This window comes from Caldimonas taiwanensis NBRC 104434, assembly GCF_001592165.1.
GTDB classification, from domain to species: domain Bacteria; phylum Pseudomonadota; class Gammaproteobacteria; order Burkholderiales; family Burkholderiaceae_C; genus Caldimonas; species Caldimonas manganoxidans.
Map to the genome: position 1 here is coordinate 186,303 of NZ_BCWK01000003.1, position 16,179 is coordinate 202,481.

Below are 16,179 nucleotides of genomic sequence, written 5' to 3' on the forward strand. Positions count from 1 at the left end.
TGGATCAGGCTTGGTGCAAATAGGCCCTCAGGCTGGCAAGCACACGGTCGGATTCCTCACGCACGGCGGCGATTCGTTCCTCCAGCGGTTCGGCACTGCCGCCTCGGATCAAGGTCTCGATCTCGGCGCACTGGGCCGACAGCTTCAGGGCCCCCACACTGGCGCACGAGGATTTCAGTGTGTGGGCCGTCAGTCGGATTGTCGCCAGATCTTGCGCTTGGTGGGCTTCCACCATTTGGGGGATGAGGCGCTGCAGCGAGGCTTCGAAGGTGCGAAACAATCGGTCCAGCAGTTGATTGTCGCCCTTCGGATCGAGCTCGCGCAGGCGCTGCACGGCCTGGGGGTCGAAAACATCGGGATCCGGAGTGCGCATCGAAATCTCCACGGCTGGGGCGACAAGGGGCGGAGTCGGGGGGGCGGTTTCGACACCAGCCAGCGGCTCGGCTTCGGGCAGCCAGCGCGCCAGCACGGCCAGCAGCTGGTTCTGACGGAAGGGTTTGGACAGATAGTCGTTGAACCCCTGGTCCAAGAATCGCTCCTGGTCGCCGCCCAGCGCATTGGCCGTGACGGCCACCACCGGGACGTGCGGCGGCGTGAGGAACGCAAATCGCCCGCCGGGCCCCTTGCGGAACCATCGCAGCGTGTCCACGCCGTCCATGCCGGGCATCTGGATGTCCATGAGCACGAGGTCGAAGCGATGTTCGCACAAGGCGCGCAAGCCTTCCAGCCCCGAGGCCGCCAGGTGGACTTGGCAGCCCAGGCGACGCAGCATTTGCTGGATGACCTCTTGGTTGACGGGGTTGTCCTCGACGACGAGCACGCGGTGCGGGAAGCAAGCCTCGGGCGCGCGAGAACGGGCCGGGGTGGCCGACACGCCAAGAATCGCTTGGCGCAGCTCGACCTTGCGCACCGGCTTGGTCAAGAAGCGCTGAAAGCCGGCTTCGTGCGCCAAGCGCGCGTCATCGGGCGAGGACATCGATGACAGCAGGATGAGTTTGGTGCCGGTGCCGGCCGGGTGCTGGCGCAATGAGCGGGCGAATTGCACCCCGTCGAGGCCGGGCATTTGCATGTCCACCAGCGCCAGGTCGAAGCGCCGGCCGGCGCGGTGCTCGTGCTCGACGAGGTCCAGCCCGGCCTGGCCGCTTGCCGCCGCGCTCACCTGCAAGCCCCAGGCGCTCAACATCTGTTCGAGCACCTCGCGGTTGGTCTCGTGATCCTCGACGACGAGCACCCGCAGTTTGGGCATGTCCAGCGCATCGAGCTCGGCGGCCGCGTTCGAAAACGGCGAAACGCCCACGGGCACGCGGACGCGGAAGGTCGAGCCGCGGCCGGGTTCACTGTGCACGTCGATGTGTCCGCCCATCAGCTCGACGAGCTGACGGGAAATCGCCAGGCCCAGCCCGGTGCCACCGTAGCGCTTGGTGGTGCTGCTGTTGGCCTGGGTGAACGGACTGAACAAGCGCGGCAGCACCTCGGGCTCGATGCCGATGCCCGTGTCGCGCACGAGGAATTCCAGCTCCACGCGCCGCTGGTCGGCAGCCCCGTTGGATGCGCCCTGCGGCGTCTCATGGCACCGCACCTCCACCACCACTTCGCCCGACTCGGTGAATTTGATCGCGTTGGCCACGAGATTGGTGAGCACCTGACGCAGCCGCAGGGGATCGCCATGGACCAGCGGGGGCACGCCCGGGGCCTCACGGAAGCTGAGCTCCAGACGCTTGTCGTGGGCGCGCGGGGCCAGCAGCTCCAAGGTGTCCTCCACCACCGAACGCAGCACGAAATCCGAGGTGGCCAACTCCATCTTGCCCGCTTCGATGCGGGAGAAATCCAGAATGTCGTTGATGATTTCGAGCAGGTTCTCGCCGGAGCGATAGACCGCTTGGGCGAAGCGACGCTGCTTGTCCGTCAGCGCAGTGCCCAGCAGCAATTCCGTCATGCCCAGGATGCCGTTCATCGGCGTGCGGATCTCATGGCTCATGTTGGCCATGAACTGGCTCTTGGCCTGGCTGGCGGCCTCGGCCAGATCGCGCGCGCGCTGCAAATCGGCCTCGCGCTCGTGCTCTGCGGTGACATCGGTGCTGATGCCGTAGACGCGAATGCTGCCATCGGCGCGGCGCTGGCTGCGGGTGCGGGTTCGCAGCCAGCGCAGGCCCCGTTCGGGGTGGCGCACGCGGTGCACCACATCGGTGGGCTGCAGCGCTTCTTCCTTGTGGCGGCACCGTGCCAACAGCGCTCGGTCCTCCTCGGGAACATGGGCCCAGGCACGGCCGGGATCGCTCACCACTTCCTGCGGCGTCAGCCCCCAAAAAGGGTAGACCCGGGGGCTGAGATACTCGAAGTGGCTGCGGTCCGGGGTGGTGATGAAGACATGGTCTTCCAGGGTGTCGACCAATTCCCGGAAGCGCGCTTCGGATTCCAGCAACGCCTGCTCGGCCTTGCGCCGGTCGGTCACGTCGCGCGCGACCACCAACAGCGCATGGGGCGTGCCGTCGTCGCGCCGCAGCGTGATGTAGCGCACATCGACATGGCGCTGGCCGCGCCGATGGGTGGACCACAGGATCTCTTCCTCGATCCACATCCCGTGACCGGCCAAGGCTCGCTGCACCGAGGGCCGCAATATCGCCGCGAGCTGGCGACCATAGGCGTCCTCCGGGGGGCGGCCGATCAAATCTTCCCGCCGCAGCCCGAACTCCCGTTCGGCCTGCCGGTTCACTTGGATCAGACGCAAGTCCAGCGGATCTATCACGAACAGGCTGACGGGCAAGTGCTCGATGAGGTCGTCGAGCCAGCGCCGTTCACGCTCGATTTGCTCGGTGCGGCGCTGCAAGCCGACGGTGGCGGCCTCCACACGTGCCATCAGCCCGAGCTGGCGGCACGCCAGCCTCAGCAAGGTGCCATCGGCAGCTTCATCCGTGAGGCGCGCGCCGCGCAGCTCGAGCAAGCCGGCGGGCGCCTGGTCATCCCAAACGGGCACCCAGATGCGGTCTGCGTCTTGGCTCCACCACGGGGCTTGGCGGGCGATCGCGCAGCCGCCCTGCCGGTCGTCGTGGCGCACGGTAGTGATGGCGTCCAGATCGACATGGTGGCGGGCTGGGTGGGCGTCTTCGCTCCAGGGGTAGATCAGTCCGCACTGACCGTTCCAGTCGTCCACACGCCACACGGCCCAGTCTCGGGCCTGGAACAACGCGGCCAGGCGGCAGCCCACCGCGCGAAGCGCCGCGCCCAGCCCGGGGGCGTCGAGCACGGCGTCCACCACGGCCCGCTCCCGAGCCCCGCGGTCGAGCGCAGCCTCGGCCGCAAGGGATTCAGCCGGCAAGGGGGAAGGGGCAGACATCATCATGTGGTTACGACATCCTGCCGCACCACGGCGGTGCGGGGTCCTCGTCTGGTCTTCGGCGCCGCTGGCGGGAACTTGAGCCGGTCTCGGCGTGTGTGCGGTGCGGCGCGTTCGCGCAAGATCATGGGGCTTGTGAGGCATCTGCAAGCCAAGCCCGACGGGGAAAAACGAGAAAGAGTTGGCAAACACGCGTCCTTACAATGCGTCGCATGAGCGAAAGGCCCGCAGCCCCTGCCCCCAGCCTCGACCGCCCCACGGGGGGTGGCTCCTCGTCCCTTGCAGGGGCTCATCTGCTGGTGGCCGCCGGGCTGGGCGCAGCGCTGACGCTGGCCTGGCTGGCCTTGAGCGTGCTGGGGGCGGCCTGGATGCGCTCGTCCTGGGCCGAGGGATGGCAAGCCGTGGCCGGCTCCGACGTGTTGCTGCTGGTGTTTGCCTTGGGCCTGGTGCTGCTCGGCGGGGTGTCGTGGTGGTTCATTCGGCGAGACGACGCGGCTCGTCAGGCGCAGGCGCTGGCCCGCACCCAGGTTCGGGAGCTGCTCGAACTGCTGCCGTTTTGGTATTGGGAAACCGATGCCCAGCATTGTCTGACCCTCCTGCGCCCGCCGCCGCAAGCGGCGGCCTCGGACTGGCATTTCGAGCAGCGCCTGGGCCGTCCGCTGTGGGAGGACTTCGGCAGCGACGCCGGCTCATGGCAGGCCCACCGCCGCATGCTCGATGGGCAACGCCCCTTTCACGAGCTTCCCACCCACCGACGCGAGGCCGACGGGCACATCAGCCTGTGGCTGCTGAGCGGCCGCCCCCGCTTCGACGCCCAAGGGCGATTCGTGGGCTACCAGGGTACGGCGCGCAATGTGTCGGCCCGGGTGGAGCTGCAGTTCGACCGGCAAATCGGCCTCAAACTGCTCGATGCCGTGCCCAGCGCAGTGGTGCTGGCCGAAGCCGTGGCAGACGAGCCAAGCACCTACCGGATACGCTACTGCAACGAGCGGGCTGCACGCTGCATCGGGCAATCGGCGGCATTGCTGATCGGGCGCGAGGTGGTGCAAGTCGCCCGCGAGGCGCGCACCTGGCCGCTGGGGCCCTTGTTGCAGGCCTTGGGGCAGGAGGCGCCACAGGCCGACGCCGCGCCTGCCCCGTCCCCGGATCGCCGCTGGGAGATGCGCGTGGAGTCCTTCACATTCGAACATGGGGGCTCGCAGCGCAAGGCCCTGCTGCTGGTATGCACCGAGGCCCAGCCCACGGCCGACGAGGCCACCCAGGCCGAACGGCTGGCCGTGCAGCGCGAGCTGGAGTCGTTCAGCTACACGGTGTCGCACGATTTGCGTGCGCCCATCCGCGTGATCGAAGGTTTCACGAAGATCCTGAAAGAGGATTACGCCCGGGCGCTGGATCGCATCGGTCATGATCACCTGGACCGGGTGCTGGGTGCGGCGGCTCGCATGAACGGCATGATCGATGCGTTGCTGGCGCTGTCGCAGCTGACGGCCAAGCCCATGGTGACGCAACCGGTGAACCTCAGTCAGCTGGCGCATTACATCGTCGAAGATCTGCGCCGCCAGGCGCCGCAGCGGCGCGTGGAGGTATCGATCCAGGAGGGTCTCAGCGTGCAGGGCGACCCGACCCTGATGCGCGTGGTGTTGGAGAATTTGCTGGGCAATGCGTGGAAGTATTCGATGCACACCGAGCAGGCCCGCATCGAATTCGGCGCCGTGGAGCAAGACGGGCGCTGGATTTACCACGTGAAGGACAATGGCGCGGGCTTCGACATGCGCTTTGCCGACCGTCTGTTCGGCGTGTTCCAACGCCTGCACAGCGCCACTGACTATCCCGGCACCGGCGTGGGGCTGGCCACGGTGCAGCGCATCATCCGTCGCCACGGCGGGCAGATTTGGGCCGAATCGGAAGTGGGCGCCGGTGCGCGGTTTTATTTCACGTTGGGCGAGGTTCGCCCCAGCGGCCCCCTCAGCCCGGGGCGCTGAGGACTTCCAAGGCCTCGACGAAGCGGCGGGCCTGCTCCTCCAGGCTCAAGCCGTCTTGTCGTGCTTGGCGGCGCAGTCGCTCCAGGGCCTGCCGGCGGTCCAGCGAGAAGCGATGCATGGCAATGCCCACGGCCAGCGCGACGAGTTGCTGCAGGATCTCGTCGTCCCCCGAGCCGCCAGGATCGTTGGCCGGCCGCATGGTCTCACCCTGCCGCGACTGCTGATGCGCGAAGGCGGCTTCCACCGCCGGCACGATCTGGCGAATGTCCAAGGGTTTGACGAGGTAGGCCACGGCCCCCAGCGCCTTGACCTTCTCCAGGGTGGCTTCGTCGGAGAAGGCCGACAGGAACATGAACGGCGTGTGCAGCGAAGTGCGCAGGTATTCGGCCACGTCGAAGCCGCTCTTGCCCTCCATGCGGATGTCGAGCAAGGCAAGCCCGGGTCGATGCTGACGGGCGAGCAAAATGGCATCGTCGCCGTTGTCGGCATCGATGACTTCATACCCGGCCTGAGACAGTCCATGGGTGAGCGTGGCCAACACCAGCCGGTCATCGTCCACCACGAGGATCTTGCCTTTGTTCTTCACGCTGCGCCTCGCCACCTGCATCGGACTCCGGGAAGCAGGGCCCCCGGCGTTTGCATGGTTGTGTATTGTCGTCCAATTCCGGCCGGGGATCACTCGGGTTGCCGCGTGGCGCCGGGAGGCACGATGCGCACCGTGGCGCGCACGCCGTCTTCTGCGTCGGACTGCAATGCGAAGCGGGCGCTGCGCCGCGGCAACAGCGCGCGAATGAGGCCCAGCCCCGACACGCCGGCGGGCACCTGCTCGAGCGTGAAGCCTTCAGGCAGCCGGCCGCGGTTGCACACCGTGATGCTGACCGCGTCGGGCTCGCCTTCGAGCATACAGCGCACCTCGCCTCCGGGGCTGTGTTTGACGGCGTTGGTCAGCAATTCGTTGACGCACAGCGCAATCGGGATGGATTCGGCCTCGGGCAAGACCCACTCGCCGATGCCGGTGCCCTGCTCCTGCAAGACGATGACACGGTCGAAGGTGCGCTGCACGGAGCCGGTGATGGCCTGCACCACCTTGCGCAGTCGCAGCGGGCCGCTGGCGCCCACTTGCAGGCCATAGACATGCGCAATGGCCTGCACTTGGCCAGCCACCTCGCTGATCGGGCCGGCCATCTCGGGCTTGCGCTGCGCGATCTGCTGCAGCAAACCGGCCACCCCTTGCAGGTTGTTCTTGATGCGGTGATGCACCTCTTTGACGAGCAATTCACGTTGGGCAATGGCCGCCTCCAGACGGGCCTGCTCGGCAGCGCGCTGCTCGGTCACGTTGGTGGCCACCAGCAGGAGCTGGTCTGGCGGCTCACCCGGCTGAGCCAAGGGCATGAAGCGCGCATCCCATACCGTGGGCTGCCCCTTCACGCGCACTCGGTACTCTTTGTGCGTGACCCCCTCGGCACGCAAGGCCTCCAGCATGTCGGCACGAAACTGCGCCGCCTCGGTCGGGCCGTAGATCTCTTCAGGGGTGCTGCCGACCAATTCCTCGATGGGCCGCCCGGCGATGTCGGCGGCCGTCTGGTTGATCTGCAAGATCTTCAGGGTGCGTGCGTCGCGCAGGGTGATGGCCAAAGGCGCCAGCTCGATGATGCGCTGCAGCGAAGCCCGTGCCTGGGCGATGCGACGTTCGGCCTGGCGGCGCTGGTCGATGTCCAGCAACGCGAAGGTCAGCTCCCGCCCGCCCAAGGCATGTGCACCGGTGAGCACCGCATTGCCCACCACCCAGAAGCGGCGGCCGTCCCGTGCGGCGACCTCGCATTCGAAGTTGTGGATCTGTCCTTCGTCCAATCGCGACAGCAAGGCCTGGTCACGGAAAGGATGGGCCGGATCCTCCGGCGCCACGACGCTCATGGGCTGCCCCAGGAAATCGGCCAGCTCTCCGCCGAACATTCGGCGCGCCGAGCGGTTCATCCACTCGATGCCATGCGACCCCACGGTGACGATGCCGACGAACACCGAGTCGAGAATGGCCCGCGTGCGCTCGGCCTGGGTCACCAAGGCCTGCTCGGCGCGATGGCGGGCATCGACGTTGACATAAGAGGCGATGACCCCGCCTTCGGGCCGGCCGGGTTCGACCAGGCGCTTGCTCACCTGCACCCATTGCAGCCGCCCATCTTTGCGGCACAGCACGCGCTCGCCGGTCCAGTGCCCTCCCTCGGCCAAAGCGCGAGCCTCGGCCTGCTCCCGCTGCGGTGGGTCCCACTGTGCATCGAAGAGCTCGGCTTCGGTGCGTTGCTCGAGCTCTTCCAGGGGATAGCCACTGAGCAGGCTGAAGCCTTCGTTGGCCCGCTGCACCCGACCGTGGCGCAGGAACACGATGCCCACGTCGGACAGGCTGAACATCAGCTCGCGGTCGCGCACCACGGCTTCAAGCTCCATTTGCTGGGTCTTGAGCCGGGTGATGTCCGATAGCACCGCGATCGATTCGAGTTCAGGGCCGGGGCTGTCCATGCGGCGCATCGACAGGGCACACCAGCGGGCCTCGCGCCCAGGCAGGCGGATCTGGATTTCGGTTTCGAACTGGCCCACCGACGCCAGCGTGTTCAAGGCTTCGAGCGCCAAGTCTTGATCCAAGCCGGCGTCGCGCAGCAGCTCTCCCAGGCGGGGATCGACCGCGGTGTGCCCCTCCAGGCCGAGCAGGGTCTCGAACTGCCGGTTGTAGCGCAGCAAGGTCTGTCCACGCAGATAGGCGATGCCGGCGGAGGTGCTTTCGAGGATGGTGGTGAGCTCGCGCAGCAAGCGGTCGTTGCGCTGCTGGGCCTGGTGCTGCTCGGTCACGTCCAGCGTGATCACCGAGGTGCTGCGCTTGCCTGAGCTGAGCACCCGGGGCTCCACGCGCGTGAGCAGCCAGCGCAGCCCCAGCTCCGGATGGACGATGGCATAGCGCGCCTCGGCCCGCTCGCCGTGGCGCAGCGCGTGTTGCACCCGATCGAACTCGGCCAAGGTGTCGGAGCGCACGAGTTCTCGGCTGATGGCCTTGAGCTGGCTGGAGGGCAGCACCTCACCGGCGGCGGCCGCCCCGACCGGGCGGAAGCGGCCTCGCTGGTCATCGAACAACGCCAGTCCCGCATGGGCCGTCTCCACCAGAGCGCCGAGCTGGGATTGTGCCCGGTCAAGCTCGTCCTCGGCGGTGCGGTCTTCGATGACCGACATGAAACGCCGCTGTCCTTGATGGCTGTCGAGGCAGCGCACCACGGCGCGCAGCGAGCGCTCCGCGCCATCGGGATGTTCGACCCACCCATGTCGCAGCAGCGGCGCGCTGCCCGGATGCAGCGCGGCCAGTGGCCCACCGCTGTACCAGCCCAGCAGCTCTCTGAGGCTCTGATGCACCTGCGTGAGCGAGCCCGGCAATTCCCCCACGAGTTGGACCAGCGCCGGGTTGCTGCGCACGATGAGCCCATCCTCATCGAAAAGCAGCATGCCCACCGGCGACAGGTCGAACCAGTGGCCGAGCTCGGCGGCCGAGCGCTCGGCCATCTCGCGTGCGAGCACTTCACTGGTGCAGTCCTGCAGCACCGAAAAGCGCCAAGGCGCACTGCCAGCCAGGCCACGAATCACATGGGTGACGGCCCGGTACCAGCGCGTCTGGCCTTTGGCATCGATCAAACGATGCTGGGCGAAAGCGGGAGCATCGGCGCCCTCCTCCAGCGCCAGGTCGAGTTGCTGACGCGCTTCGAGTTGCGCCTCACGATCCTGCGGGTGCAACAGCACGACCGGATCGAGACCGATGAGGTACTCCCGTGCGAAGCCGGTGTAGTCGATGAAGGCCTGGTTGACATCGGCCATGCGCAGCTGCGCGTCTTGCACGATGACTGGAAAGGGAGACCCCCAAAACATGCGCCGCAGTTCGCGCAGCGCTTCGGGCTCCGACGGCGCGCCCACCGGCGCCTCGGGCGCCTGGGCCGGGCTCAGGCGCAGCCACCAGCGGCGCCCAGGCTGCTGCGCCAGGGTCAAGCGCCAGGGGCGTCGGCCAGGGCCCATGACCCGCGGCCCGAGCATCCAGGCCTGGGGCACCTCGACCGGCGCCGCACGCCCCGCGTGCCTGAGCTGCGCCAGCACCCACTGCACGGCGGACAATCCCAGCGCACCCACCAGGGTGTGCACCATGGCCCCTGGGGCCGTGCGCAAGTGCTCCCGTGCGGCGCGATTGGCGAACTCGATGCGGCCGGCATCGTCCAGCCACAAGCTGGGATCGGGCTGATCCTCGAAGTCGGGGGCCTGATCGGACGGCGACTCGGCGTTGACGGCACTCATCGAGTTGGCGGGCGAGGCGGGCACGGGATGACACAGGCCCTCAGGGACTGACGCAGCGCGTGGGCCGCGCGCGACCGGGCCCGACGACCGTCAGGGGCGTTTGTGGGCCTCAGTGTAGACCAGCCCCGGGGCAGCGCAAACCCGGGGCCGGCCACGCCCCCCCGGAACGTCAGTCGAGCTGGTTGGCCATGGTCAGCGTGGCCAGCACCGCGCGGTTGACTTCCTGCAGGCTCAGCAGCAAAGGGTCGGCGCATTCATGGATGACCGGGGCCGTCTCGGTCTCGACGGCGCGGGCCAGTTCCAGGTAGGGATGGTGCGGCCCTTCGCCGTCGACCAAGGCCTGGTAGACGCGCTCGGGCACCGGGATGGTCTGGAGCAGATCGCTGAATGGCTTCTGGAAGATCTTGTCCAGCAGCGAGAACACGCCGCAAATGAACACCTCGCCACGAATCTCTTCGTCGCCCATGTGAGCCACGAGCTGCTCCATGAAGATGCCCCGGCGCACCGAGGCGTACATGACCGGACGCATGTTGGCGTCCTTGCTGGCCGTCGCCAGCAGCAGGGCCAGCCAGCGCTTGAGACGCTTGTAGCCCAGCAGCATGATGGCATGACGGAAGGAGCCGATCTCCACGGACAGGCCAAAGGCCGGGGAGTTGATGTAGCGCATGAGCTGGTAGGCCAGCGAGGGGTCTCGCTTGAGCACGGCTTCCAGTTTGTCGATGTCTTCGCCGGCGTCGACGCGGCGGATCAGCTCGACGAGCACCGCCATGTCCGGCTGCCCGGCTCGGCCGCCGGAGGATGCCGCCGCACTGGTCACCTCCTCGATGGGCCAGCCCAGGATGGCCAGCGCCCCACGTGCGAAGCTGCTTTCCATCTCGGCCACGGTACGCACGTTGCTCTGAATGAAGCCCATGTGGCGCGCCATGCCGGACTCGACCTGGCCTGGCATCTCGTTCTTGCGGCGATCATCGGCCAGATCGACGATGGAATGCTTGAAACACGGCAGGAGCTCGCGCGGCAGCAATGAAGGTGGGCGGCCATGCAGCAGCAGGACGTTGCCGCGGGCGTGAAGCTGGGCGATGACCTGCGTGTTGGCCGGATCGCAAGCGATGAACGATGGAATCTCGATCATGACCGATGACTGCGGCCGCGCGCGCAGCAGGTCGTTGAGCAAGGTCTCGCTCATCACGTTGAGCGAGACCGGCTGTCCGCCTTCGGGCCAGACCTCGGCGATGGCCGCCAGCAGCTGGTCGGCTTTGAGCACTTCCTGGGTGCGCAGTGACGAGACGGTCAGACGGGTGGCCACGATCTTGCGATGGCGGTCCACCATCGGGGAATAGCTCAGCGCGATGTTGCGCAGCACGTCGTTGTCCATGGGCAGCGATGTTCGAGGCGGAAGGTGAAGGGATTCAGCCCAAGTACTGGAACAGGCTCATGCGTTGGACCATGCTGTAGGTCTTGAGCACCGCATCGTAGCCGGTTTGCTTGTTCTGGAACTCGGAAATGGCCTGCACCATGTCCAAATCTTCCGCATTCGAGCGATCTGTTTGCGCGTTGAGCTTGAGAGCCGACAGGCGGTCTTCGACACCATCGATGCGATGCAGGGTGTCGCCCACGGCACTGCGCACGCTTTGCAGGCGCGCCAGCACCGAGTCGAGATTGCGCAGTCCATCGTTGGTGGTCTGTATGACATCGGTCGGCGCGGCGCTGTCCGAACGCAAGCCTTCGATCGCGCGGTCCAGCGCATCGAAGACGCTCAACGTCGGGGTGCTGGGCATGATGCGAAATTCATCGCCGTCGGCAGGCGTGCCCGTGATGGTGAACGCAATCCCGTCGATCGAGATGGCCGAGCCCGACTGGTAGGTGCCGCTGCTGGGCGCACCGACGGCAGTGCCGGTGTTCGGATCGCGCGGCTGGATGGTGTAGGTGGTGGTGCCGCCGGTGACGCTGAAGGTCACGTCATAGCGCAGGTCTTGCACCAAGGCCGGGTCGGTGACGCGACCGGCATCGATCCAGGCCGCACCGCTGACGTTGACGCGTTGCGTCTCGAACACACCGTTGCCGGTGGCCGCACTCATCCATGCCGCCTGTCCATCCACCGTGGCCGGCAACACTTCGCCGGAGGCCACGGAGACCACACCGCCCACCCCGGTGAATTGCACACCGCTGGGCGAGCTGACGAAGGGGGCGCCGGCTGCCCCCTGGCCGGCAAAGAGATAGTTCCCGGCACCGTCCTGTTGGTTGGCGATGGACAACAATTGGTCGCGAATCTGCTGCAGTTGCGCGGCCAGCCCTTTGCGTTCGGCGGCGGTATAGCTGCCGTTGCCGGCGGCCACCAGGGTTTCGCGTGCCGTCTGCACCAGGTTCACGGCATTGCCCAAGGCGCTCTCGGCCAGGGTCATGGCCGTGCGGCTGGCCTCGACGGCGCGCTGCGAGACGGTCGAGCGATCGATCGCGGCTGCGGCACGCTCGGCACGCGCTGCGGCGGTGGGATCGTCGCCGGCCCGCAGCACGCGCTTGCCGCTGGTCAAGCGCACTTGGGTCTCGGTGAGATCGACCTGCCGGTCTTGTAGATTCTGGATCGCGACTTGGTAGGCGGTGGCGGTGGCAATGCGCATGAGGTCGTCTCCGAGAGATCAGGGCAGCTCAGCGGCCGGCCGTCTGCAAGATGGTGTCAAAGACTTGCTGGGCCACCTGCAGCACCTTGGCCGCCGCTTGGTAGGCCTGCTGGAACTGGATGAGCCGTGCGGCCTCTTCATCGAGATTGACGCCCGAGAGCTCGTCGCGTGCCACCTGGGCCTCGCGGGCGATGGTCTTGGACATCTCGGCCGAGGACTGGGCTCCTTGAACGCGGATGCCCACGTCGGCCAGCACGCTGGCATAGGCGTCGGTCAGGGTCTCGCCACCGACCATGGGTTCGTCGCGCAAGGCCAGCAAGGCCAGCGCGTTGCCGTTGTTGCTGGCCAGCGCACCGGCAGTCACCGCGGTGGAGCGGACCTCGATCACGTCGCCGGCCTGAGGCACCCCAGTGACGCTCAGCTCCCAACCGTTGATGCGTATGGGCTCACCAGGCACGAGGGTGGTGCTGGGCGTTCCACTGACCGTCCCGACGATATTGAAGGTCGTGGGCGAGGTGAAGACGATTTGCAGCGGCTGCCCCAGGTTGGGATCGGCCTGCTTGGGCAACAAGGTGCTCACGCCCATGGTGCCTTGGTTGGCCGGGCTGACCGCAGCCACCACCGGGGCGGCTGCCGCAATGCCGTTCGGATCGGTCAAGGCCGCACGCAGGTCCGTGGCGGCAAAGCGCACCGGCTGGATCAGGAATCGATCGCCGTCGGCAGGCGTGCCTGCCGGCACGCTGAGGGTGATGCCCGCCACTTGCGTGCCCGGCGTGTAGGGCGACCACGCCCCATCGGGCAGGCGGCGCAGCTGCCAGGCCCCGCCCTGAAAACGCAGCTCATGGTCAGCCGCCTCCAAGGCCGTGGCCTCGGTGATGGCCACCGTGACCTGCGCCGTGCCGGTGTTGCTCGCATGCGGCAAGCTGCGCGGTGAACCGGTGCTCAGCAAGGGCCCGCCGACGTTGCCATTGAGGTCGTAGCCCAGGGCCTGTTGTTCGTTCAGCCGGGCCGCAAGCACCGCGGCCATGCGCCCCACTTGGTTGATCGCCGCGGGCAGGTCTTGATTCTGAATGCGCAGCATGCCCGCCAGCGTGCCGCCGCCCAGGCTGCTTTCGACCAGCGGCCGGTCCACCCCGGCCTCACGCAGGCCCAGCCGGCCGATGCTGTTGTCGTAGGGGTCCGGCACCAGGGTGAGCGGCAGTGCGTCATTGCCCAGCACCAGGCGCTGCCCGCCCGCAATGAACAGACCCACCGTGCCATCGGATGCCGGGATTTGCGTGACTTGAATGAACTGGCTGATTTCGGCGATGAGCTGGTCGCGCTGATCGAGCAAGTCGTTGGGTTGGTGGCCCAGCCCCTTGACGCGCGCGATCTGCTGGTTCAGGTCGGCCACGCGCTGGGTCAATTCGTTGACGGTGGCAATGGAAGTCTTGAGATCCTGCGTGAGGCCCTGTTGCAGCGCGGTCAATTCGCCGGCGGCCGAGCGGTAGCGTGAGGCCAGTGATTCCAAGCGCGACAACACCACTTGACGCGCCGAAGCATCCGACGGATTGCTGGCCACGTCGACGAAGGCATTGAGCAACTGTCCGGCTGCAAAGCCCAGGCCGGACTCGCCCAGGCGGAACACCTTCTCCATGCGCTGCAGGTAATCCAAGCGCGTGGCGTCGCCAGCGGCCACGGCCGCGGTGTTGGCCACCTCGGCACTGAGGAAGGCATTGTGGGCCCGCTCGACGGTGGTGATCTTCACCCCCTTGCCGAAAAATCCAGCCCCGGTGAACTGGCCGCCGGCCGTCTCCAGCTGCACCGTCTGGCGCGAATAGCCCGGCGTGTTGGCATTGGAGATGTTGTTCGCCGTGGTGTTGAGCTGCGCCTGCGCAGCGAACATCGTGCGTGTGCCCAGGCTGATGAGTCCGCTCATGATGGATCCTTAACTCATGGCACGCTGCAGTCGCAAGGTGGTGTTGATGACGCGCGTGAGTTTGTCGGCATAGGCCGGGTCGGTGGCATAGCCGGCCTCTTGCAGTCCTTGCGCGAAACCTTGGGCCGTTTGCCCCTGCTCGATCACGCGGGCATAGCGCTGGTTGTTCTTGATCAGGCGGGCGTAGTCGCGATAGGCCTCGTGCAGCGAGTCGTACGAACGGAATTTCTGCACCATCTTGCGTGGCACGCCGTTGACATACTCGGTGGTGACGACCTCGGCCACCTTGCCCTTCCAGCCCCCCGTGGCCTTGATGCCAAACACGTTGTACGAAGGGCTGCCATCGGCATTGCGGATCTCGCGCTGCCCCCAGCCGGATTCGTGGGCAGCCTGCGCCAGAATGAACTGTTCCGGAATGCCGGTCTCGCGTGCGGCCAGCTGTGCGGCCGACCAGTGTTCCCGCAGAAACTCACCCTGCGGCCCCACGGCACGCGGGGCGGACAGGGCTGCAGGCAGCGGGCGCGGCGCCGCCGGGCCCGGGGACGTGGCCGGCGGGCCGATGTGACGCTCCAGCTGCCGCACGATCATGTCGGCCAATCCGCCGGGCAAGCCGGCCAGGCCATTGGCATATTGCTGGTCCAGCAGCTCGGTGCCCAGCTCGGCGCCGGCGTTGTCGGTCAGGCCAGAGGCCATCGTGGTGGCGCGCATGCTCTTGAGCAGTTCCTGCATGAACACGGCCTCGAACTGACGGGCCGCCTCCTTCACGGCCGCGCGCGGGTCCTGTCCTGCGCGAGCACGAAGCCGATCCAGCGACTGGACGTCGCTGGACAGGCCTTGCAGCGGCGTCAAGGGCGAGTTCATCAGATCACCTCGATTTCGGCCTGCAAGGCGCCGGCTGCCTTCATGGCCTGCAAGATCGCCAGCAGGTCCATGGGCGTGGCCCCCAAGGCGTTGAGGGCGCGCACCACCTCGGTGAGCTGCGTGCCGGCCGGCACCTCGATGAGCGAGCCGCCGTCTTGCTTGATGCGGATGTCGGCCTGCTCGGCCACCACGGTCTCGCCACGCGAAAACGGCGCGGGCTGGCTGATGACCGGCGTGGAACTGATGGTGACCGACAGGTTGCCATGTGCCACGGCCGCCGGCAGCAGGGTGACGGCCTGGTTCATCACGATGGAGCCGGTGCGGGCGTTGAGGACCACCTTGGCCGCCGGAGCCGCACCCTGTACGCTGAGGTTTTCGATGTCGGCCAGAAAGGCCACGCGCTCGCCCGGCGATTGGGGAGCACGCACGCGCACGGTACGCCCATCCAGGGCCTCGGCCACGCCCTCGCCCTTGGCTCGGTTGATCGCCTCGGCCACCTGGCGCGCCGTATGGAAGTCGGCGGCGTTGAGGTCCAGTTGCAGATACTCGCCCTGGTGCAGCGGGGTGGGCACACTGCGCTCGACGGTCGCCCCGCCAGGAATGCGGCCGGCATTCAAGTGGTTGACCTGGACCTTGCTGCCGCCGGCCGAGGCCCCGGCCCCGCCGACGATGAGGTTTCCTTGCGCCAGCGCATAGATCTGGCCATCCGCACCCTTCAGCGGGGTGGCGATCAGCGTGCCACCGCGCAAGGATTTCGCATTGCCCAGCGAGGCCACGTTCACATCGATGGTCTGGCCGGGTTGAGCAAAGGGGGGCAATTGCGCCGTCACCATCACCGCGGCGACGTTCTTGAGCTGCATGTTGACGCCGGGCGGAATGGACACGCCCATTTGCTGCAGCATCGCGGTGATGCTCTGGGCCGTGAAAGGCGTTTGCGTGGTCTGGTCACCCGTGCCGTCCAGGCCCACGACCAGGCCATAGCCGACCAGCTGATTGGGGCGCACCCCCTGAACGGAAGCCAGCTCCTTGATGCGCTGGGCCTGCGCCGGCACGGGCCACCACAGCGCCGTGCTGGCGGCCACGGCCGCCACGGCGATGGCCAAGCGCAGAAATCGATCGTAGCGGGTATTCATCGGCCCATGTCCTCGA

At 67.2% G+C, this 16,179-nt stretch carries 9 protein-coding genes; 1 reads left to right on the forward strand and 8 read right to left on the reverse strand.

Annotated features, from left to right (window positions below; genetic code table 11):
• Window positions 1-4: 4 nt before the first annotated feature.
• The gene (locus tag CTA01S_RS04230) at window positions 5-3,340 is read right to left on the reverse strand and encodes a response regulator (protein WP_062192510.1); all 3,336 of its coding nucleotides are present in this window, start codon (window positions 3,338-3,340) and stop codon (window positions 5-7) included.
• A 206-nt stretch (window positions 3,341-3,546) separates the two neighbouring features.
• Here CTA01S_RS04230 and CTA01S_RS04235 point away from each other — a divergent pair, with 206 nt between their 5' ends.
• Window positions 3,547-5,316: a sensor histidine kinase gene (locus tag CTA01S_RS04235; RefSeq protein ID WP_157451290.1), complete on the forward strand. Its 1,770-nt coding sequence runs from the start codon at window positions 3,547-3,549 to the stop codon at window positions 5,314-5,316.
• Here the strand turns inward: CTA01S_RS04235 and CTA01S_RS04240 are convergent.
• The 7 genes from CTA01S_RS04240 to CTA01S_RS04270 all read right to left on the reverse strand — a co-directional run bounded on the left by CTA01S_RS04240 (window position 5,300) and on the right by CTA01S_RS04270 (window position 16,163).
• Window positions 5,300-5,902: a response regulator gene (locus CTA01S_RS04240; RefSeq protein WP_232300984.1), complete on the reverse strand. Its 603-nt coding sequence runs from the start codon at window positions 5,900-5,902 to the stop codon at window positions 5,300-5,302. The genes CTA01S_RS04235 and CTA01S_RS04240 overlap by 17 nt on opposite strands.
• A gap of 89 nt (window positions 5,903-5,991) precedes the next feature.
• The gene (locus tag CTA01S_RS04245; RefSeq protein ID WP_062192519.1) at window positions 5,992-9,633 is read right to left on the reverse strand and encodes a PAS domain-containing sensor histidine kinase; all 3,642 of its coding nucleotides are present in this window, start codon (window positions 9,631-9,633) and stop codon (window positions 5,992-5,994) included.
• A 169-nt stretch (window positions 9,634-9,802) separates the two neighbouring features.
• Window positions 9,803-11,008: an EAL and HDOD domain-containing protein gene (locus CTA01S_RS04250; RefSeq protein WP_062192523.1), complete on the reverse strand. Its 1,206-nt coding sequence runs from the start codon at window positions 11,006-11,008 to the stop codon at window positions 9,803-9,805.
• A 34-nt stretch (window positions 11,009-11,042) separates the two neighbouring features.
• Window positions 11,043-12,251 (reverse strand): flagellar hook-associated protein FlgL, encoded by a 1,209-nt coding sequence (flgL, locus tag CTA01S_RS04255; RefSeq protein WP_019559168.1) that lies wholly within the window; start codon window positions 12,249-12,251, stop codon window positions 11,043-11,045.
• Window positions 12,252-12,279: 28 nt separating this feature from the next.
• Window positions 12,280-14,169, reverse strand: a complete 1,890-nt coding sequence (gene flgK / locus CTA01S_RS04260) for a flagellar hook-associated protein FlgK (RefSeq protein WP_062192530.1) — start codon at window positions 14,167-14,169, stop codon at window positions 12,280-12,282.
• Between the two features lie 9 nt (window positions 14,170-14,178).
• Window positions 14,179-15,030 carry a flagellar assembly peptidoglycan hydrolase FlgJ gene (flgJ, locus tag CTA01S_RS04265; protein ID WP_019559166.1) on the reverse strand — a complete coding sequence of 284 codons (852 nt, stop codon included), beginning with the start codon at window positions 15,028-15,030 and terminating at the stop codon, window positions 14,179-14,181.
• Entirely contained in the window at window positions 15,030-16,163 is a 1,134-nt protein-coding gene (locus tag CTA01S_RS04270; protein ID WP_062192535.1) for a flagellar basal body P-ring protein FlgI, read from the reverse strand. The genes flgJ and CTA01S_RS04270 overlap by 1 nt, the downstream gene beginning before the upstream one ends.
• Window positions 16,164-16,179: the final 16 nt, after the last annotated feature.

Bases quoted from the DNA above. Each gene is read 5' to 3' on its own strand.
- CTA01S_RS04230 (WP_062192510.1), bottom strand. From the start codon at position 3,340: ATGATGATGTCTGCCCCTTCCCCCTTGCCGGCTGAATCCCTTGCGGCC.
- CTA01S_RS04235 (WP_157451290.1), top strand. From the start codon at position 3,547: ATGAGCGAAAGGCCCGCAGCCCCTGCCCCCAGCCTCGACCGCCCCACG.
- CTA01S_RS04245 (WP_062192519.1), bottom strand. From the start codon at position 9,633: ATGAGTGCCGTCAACGCCGAGTCGCCGTCCGATCAGGCCCCCGACTTC.
- CTA01S_RS04250 (WP_062192523.1), bottom strand. From the start codon at position 11,008: ATGGACAACGACGTGCTGCGCAACATCGCGCTGAGCTATTCCCCGATG.
- flgL (WP_019559168.1), bottom strand. From the start codon at position 12,251: ATGCGCATTGCCACCGCCACCGCCTACCAAGTCGCGATCCAGAATCTA.
- flgK (WP_062192530.1), bottom strand. From the start codon at position 14,169: ATGAGCGGACTCATCAGCCTGGGCACACGCACGATGTTCGCTGCGCAG.
- flgJ (WP_019559166.1), bottom strand. From the start codon at position 15,030: ATGAACTCGCCCTTGACGCCGCTGCAAGGCCTGTCCAGCGACGTCCAG.
- CTA01S_RS04270 (WP_062192535.1), bottom strand. From the start codon at position 16,163: ATGAATACCCGCTACGATCGATTTCTGCGCTTGGCCATCGCCGTGGCG.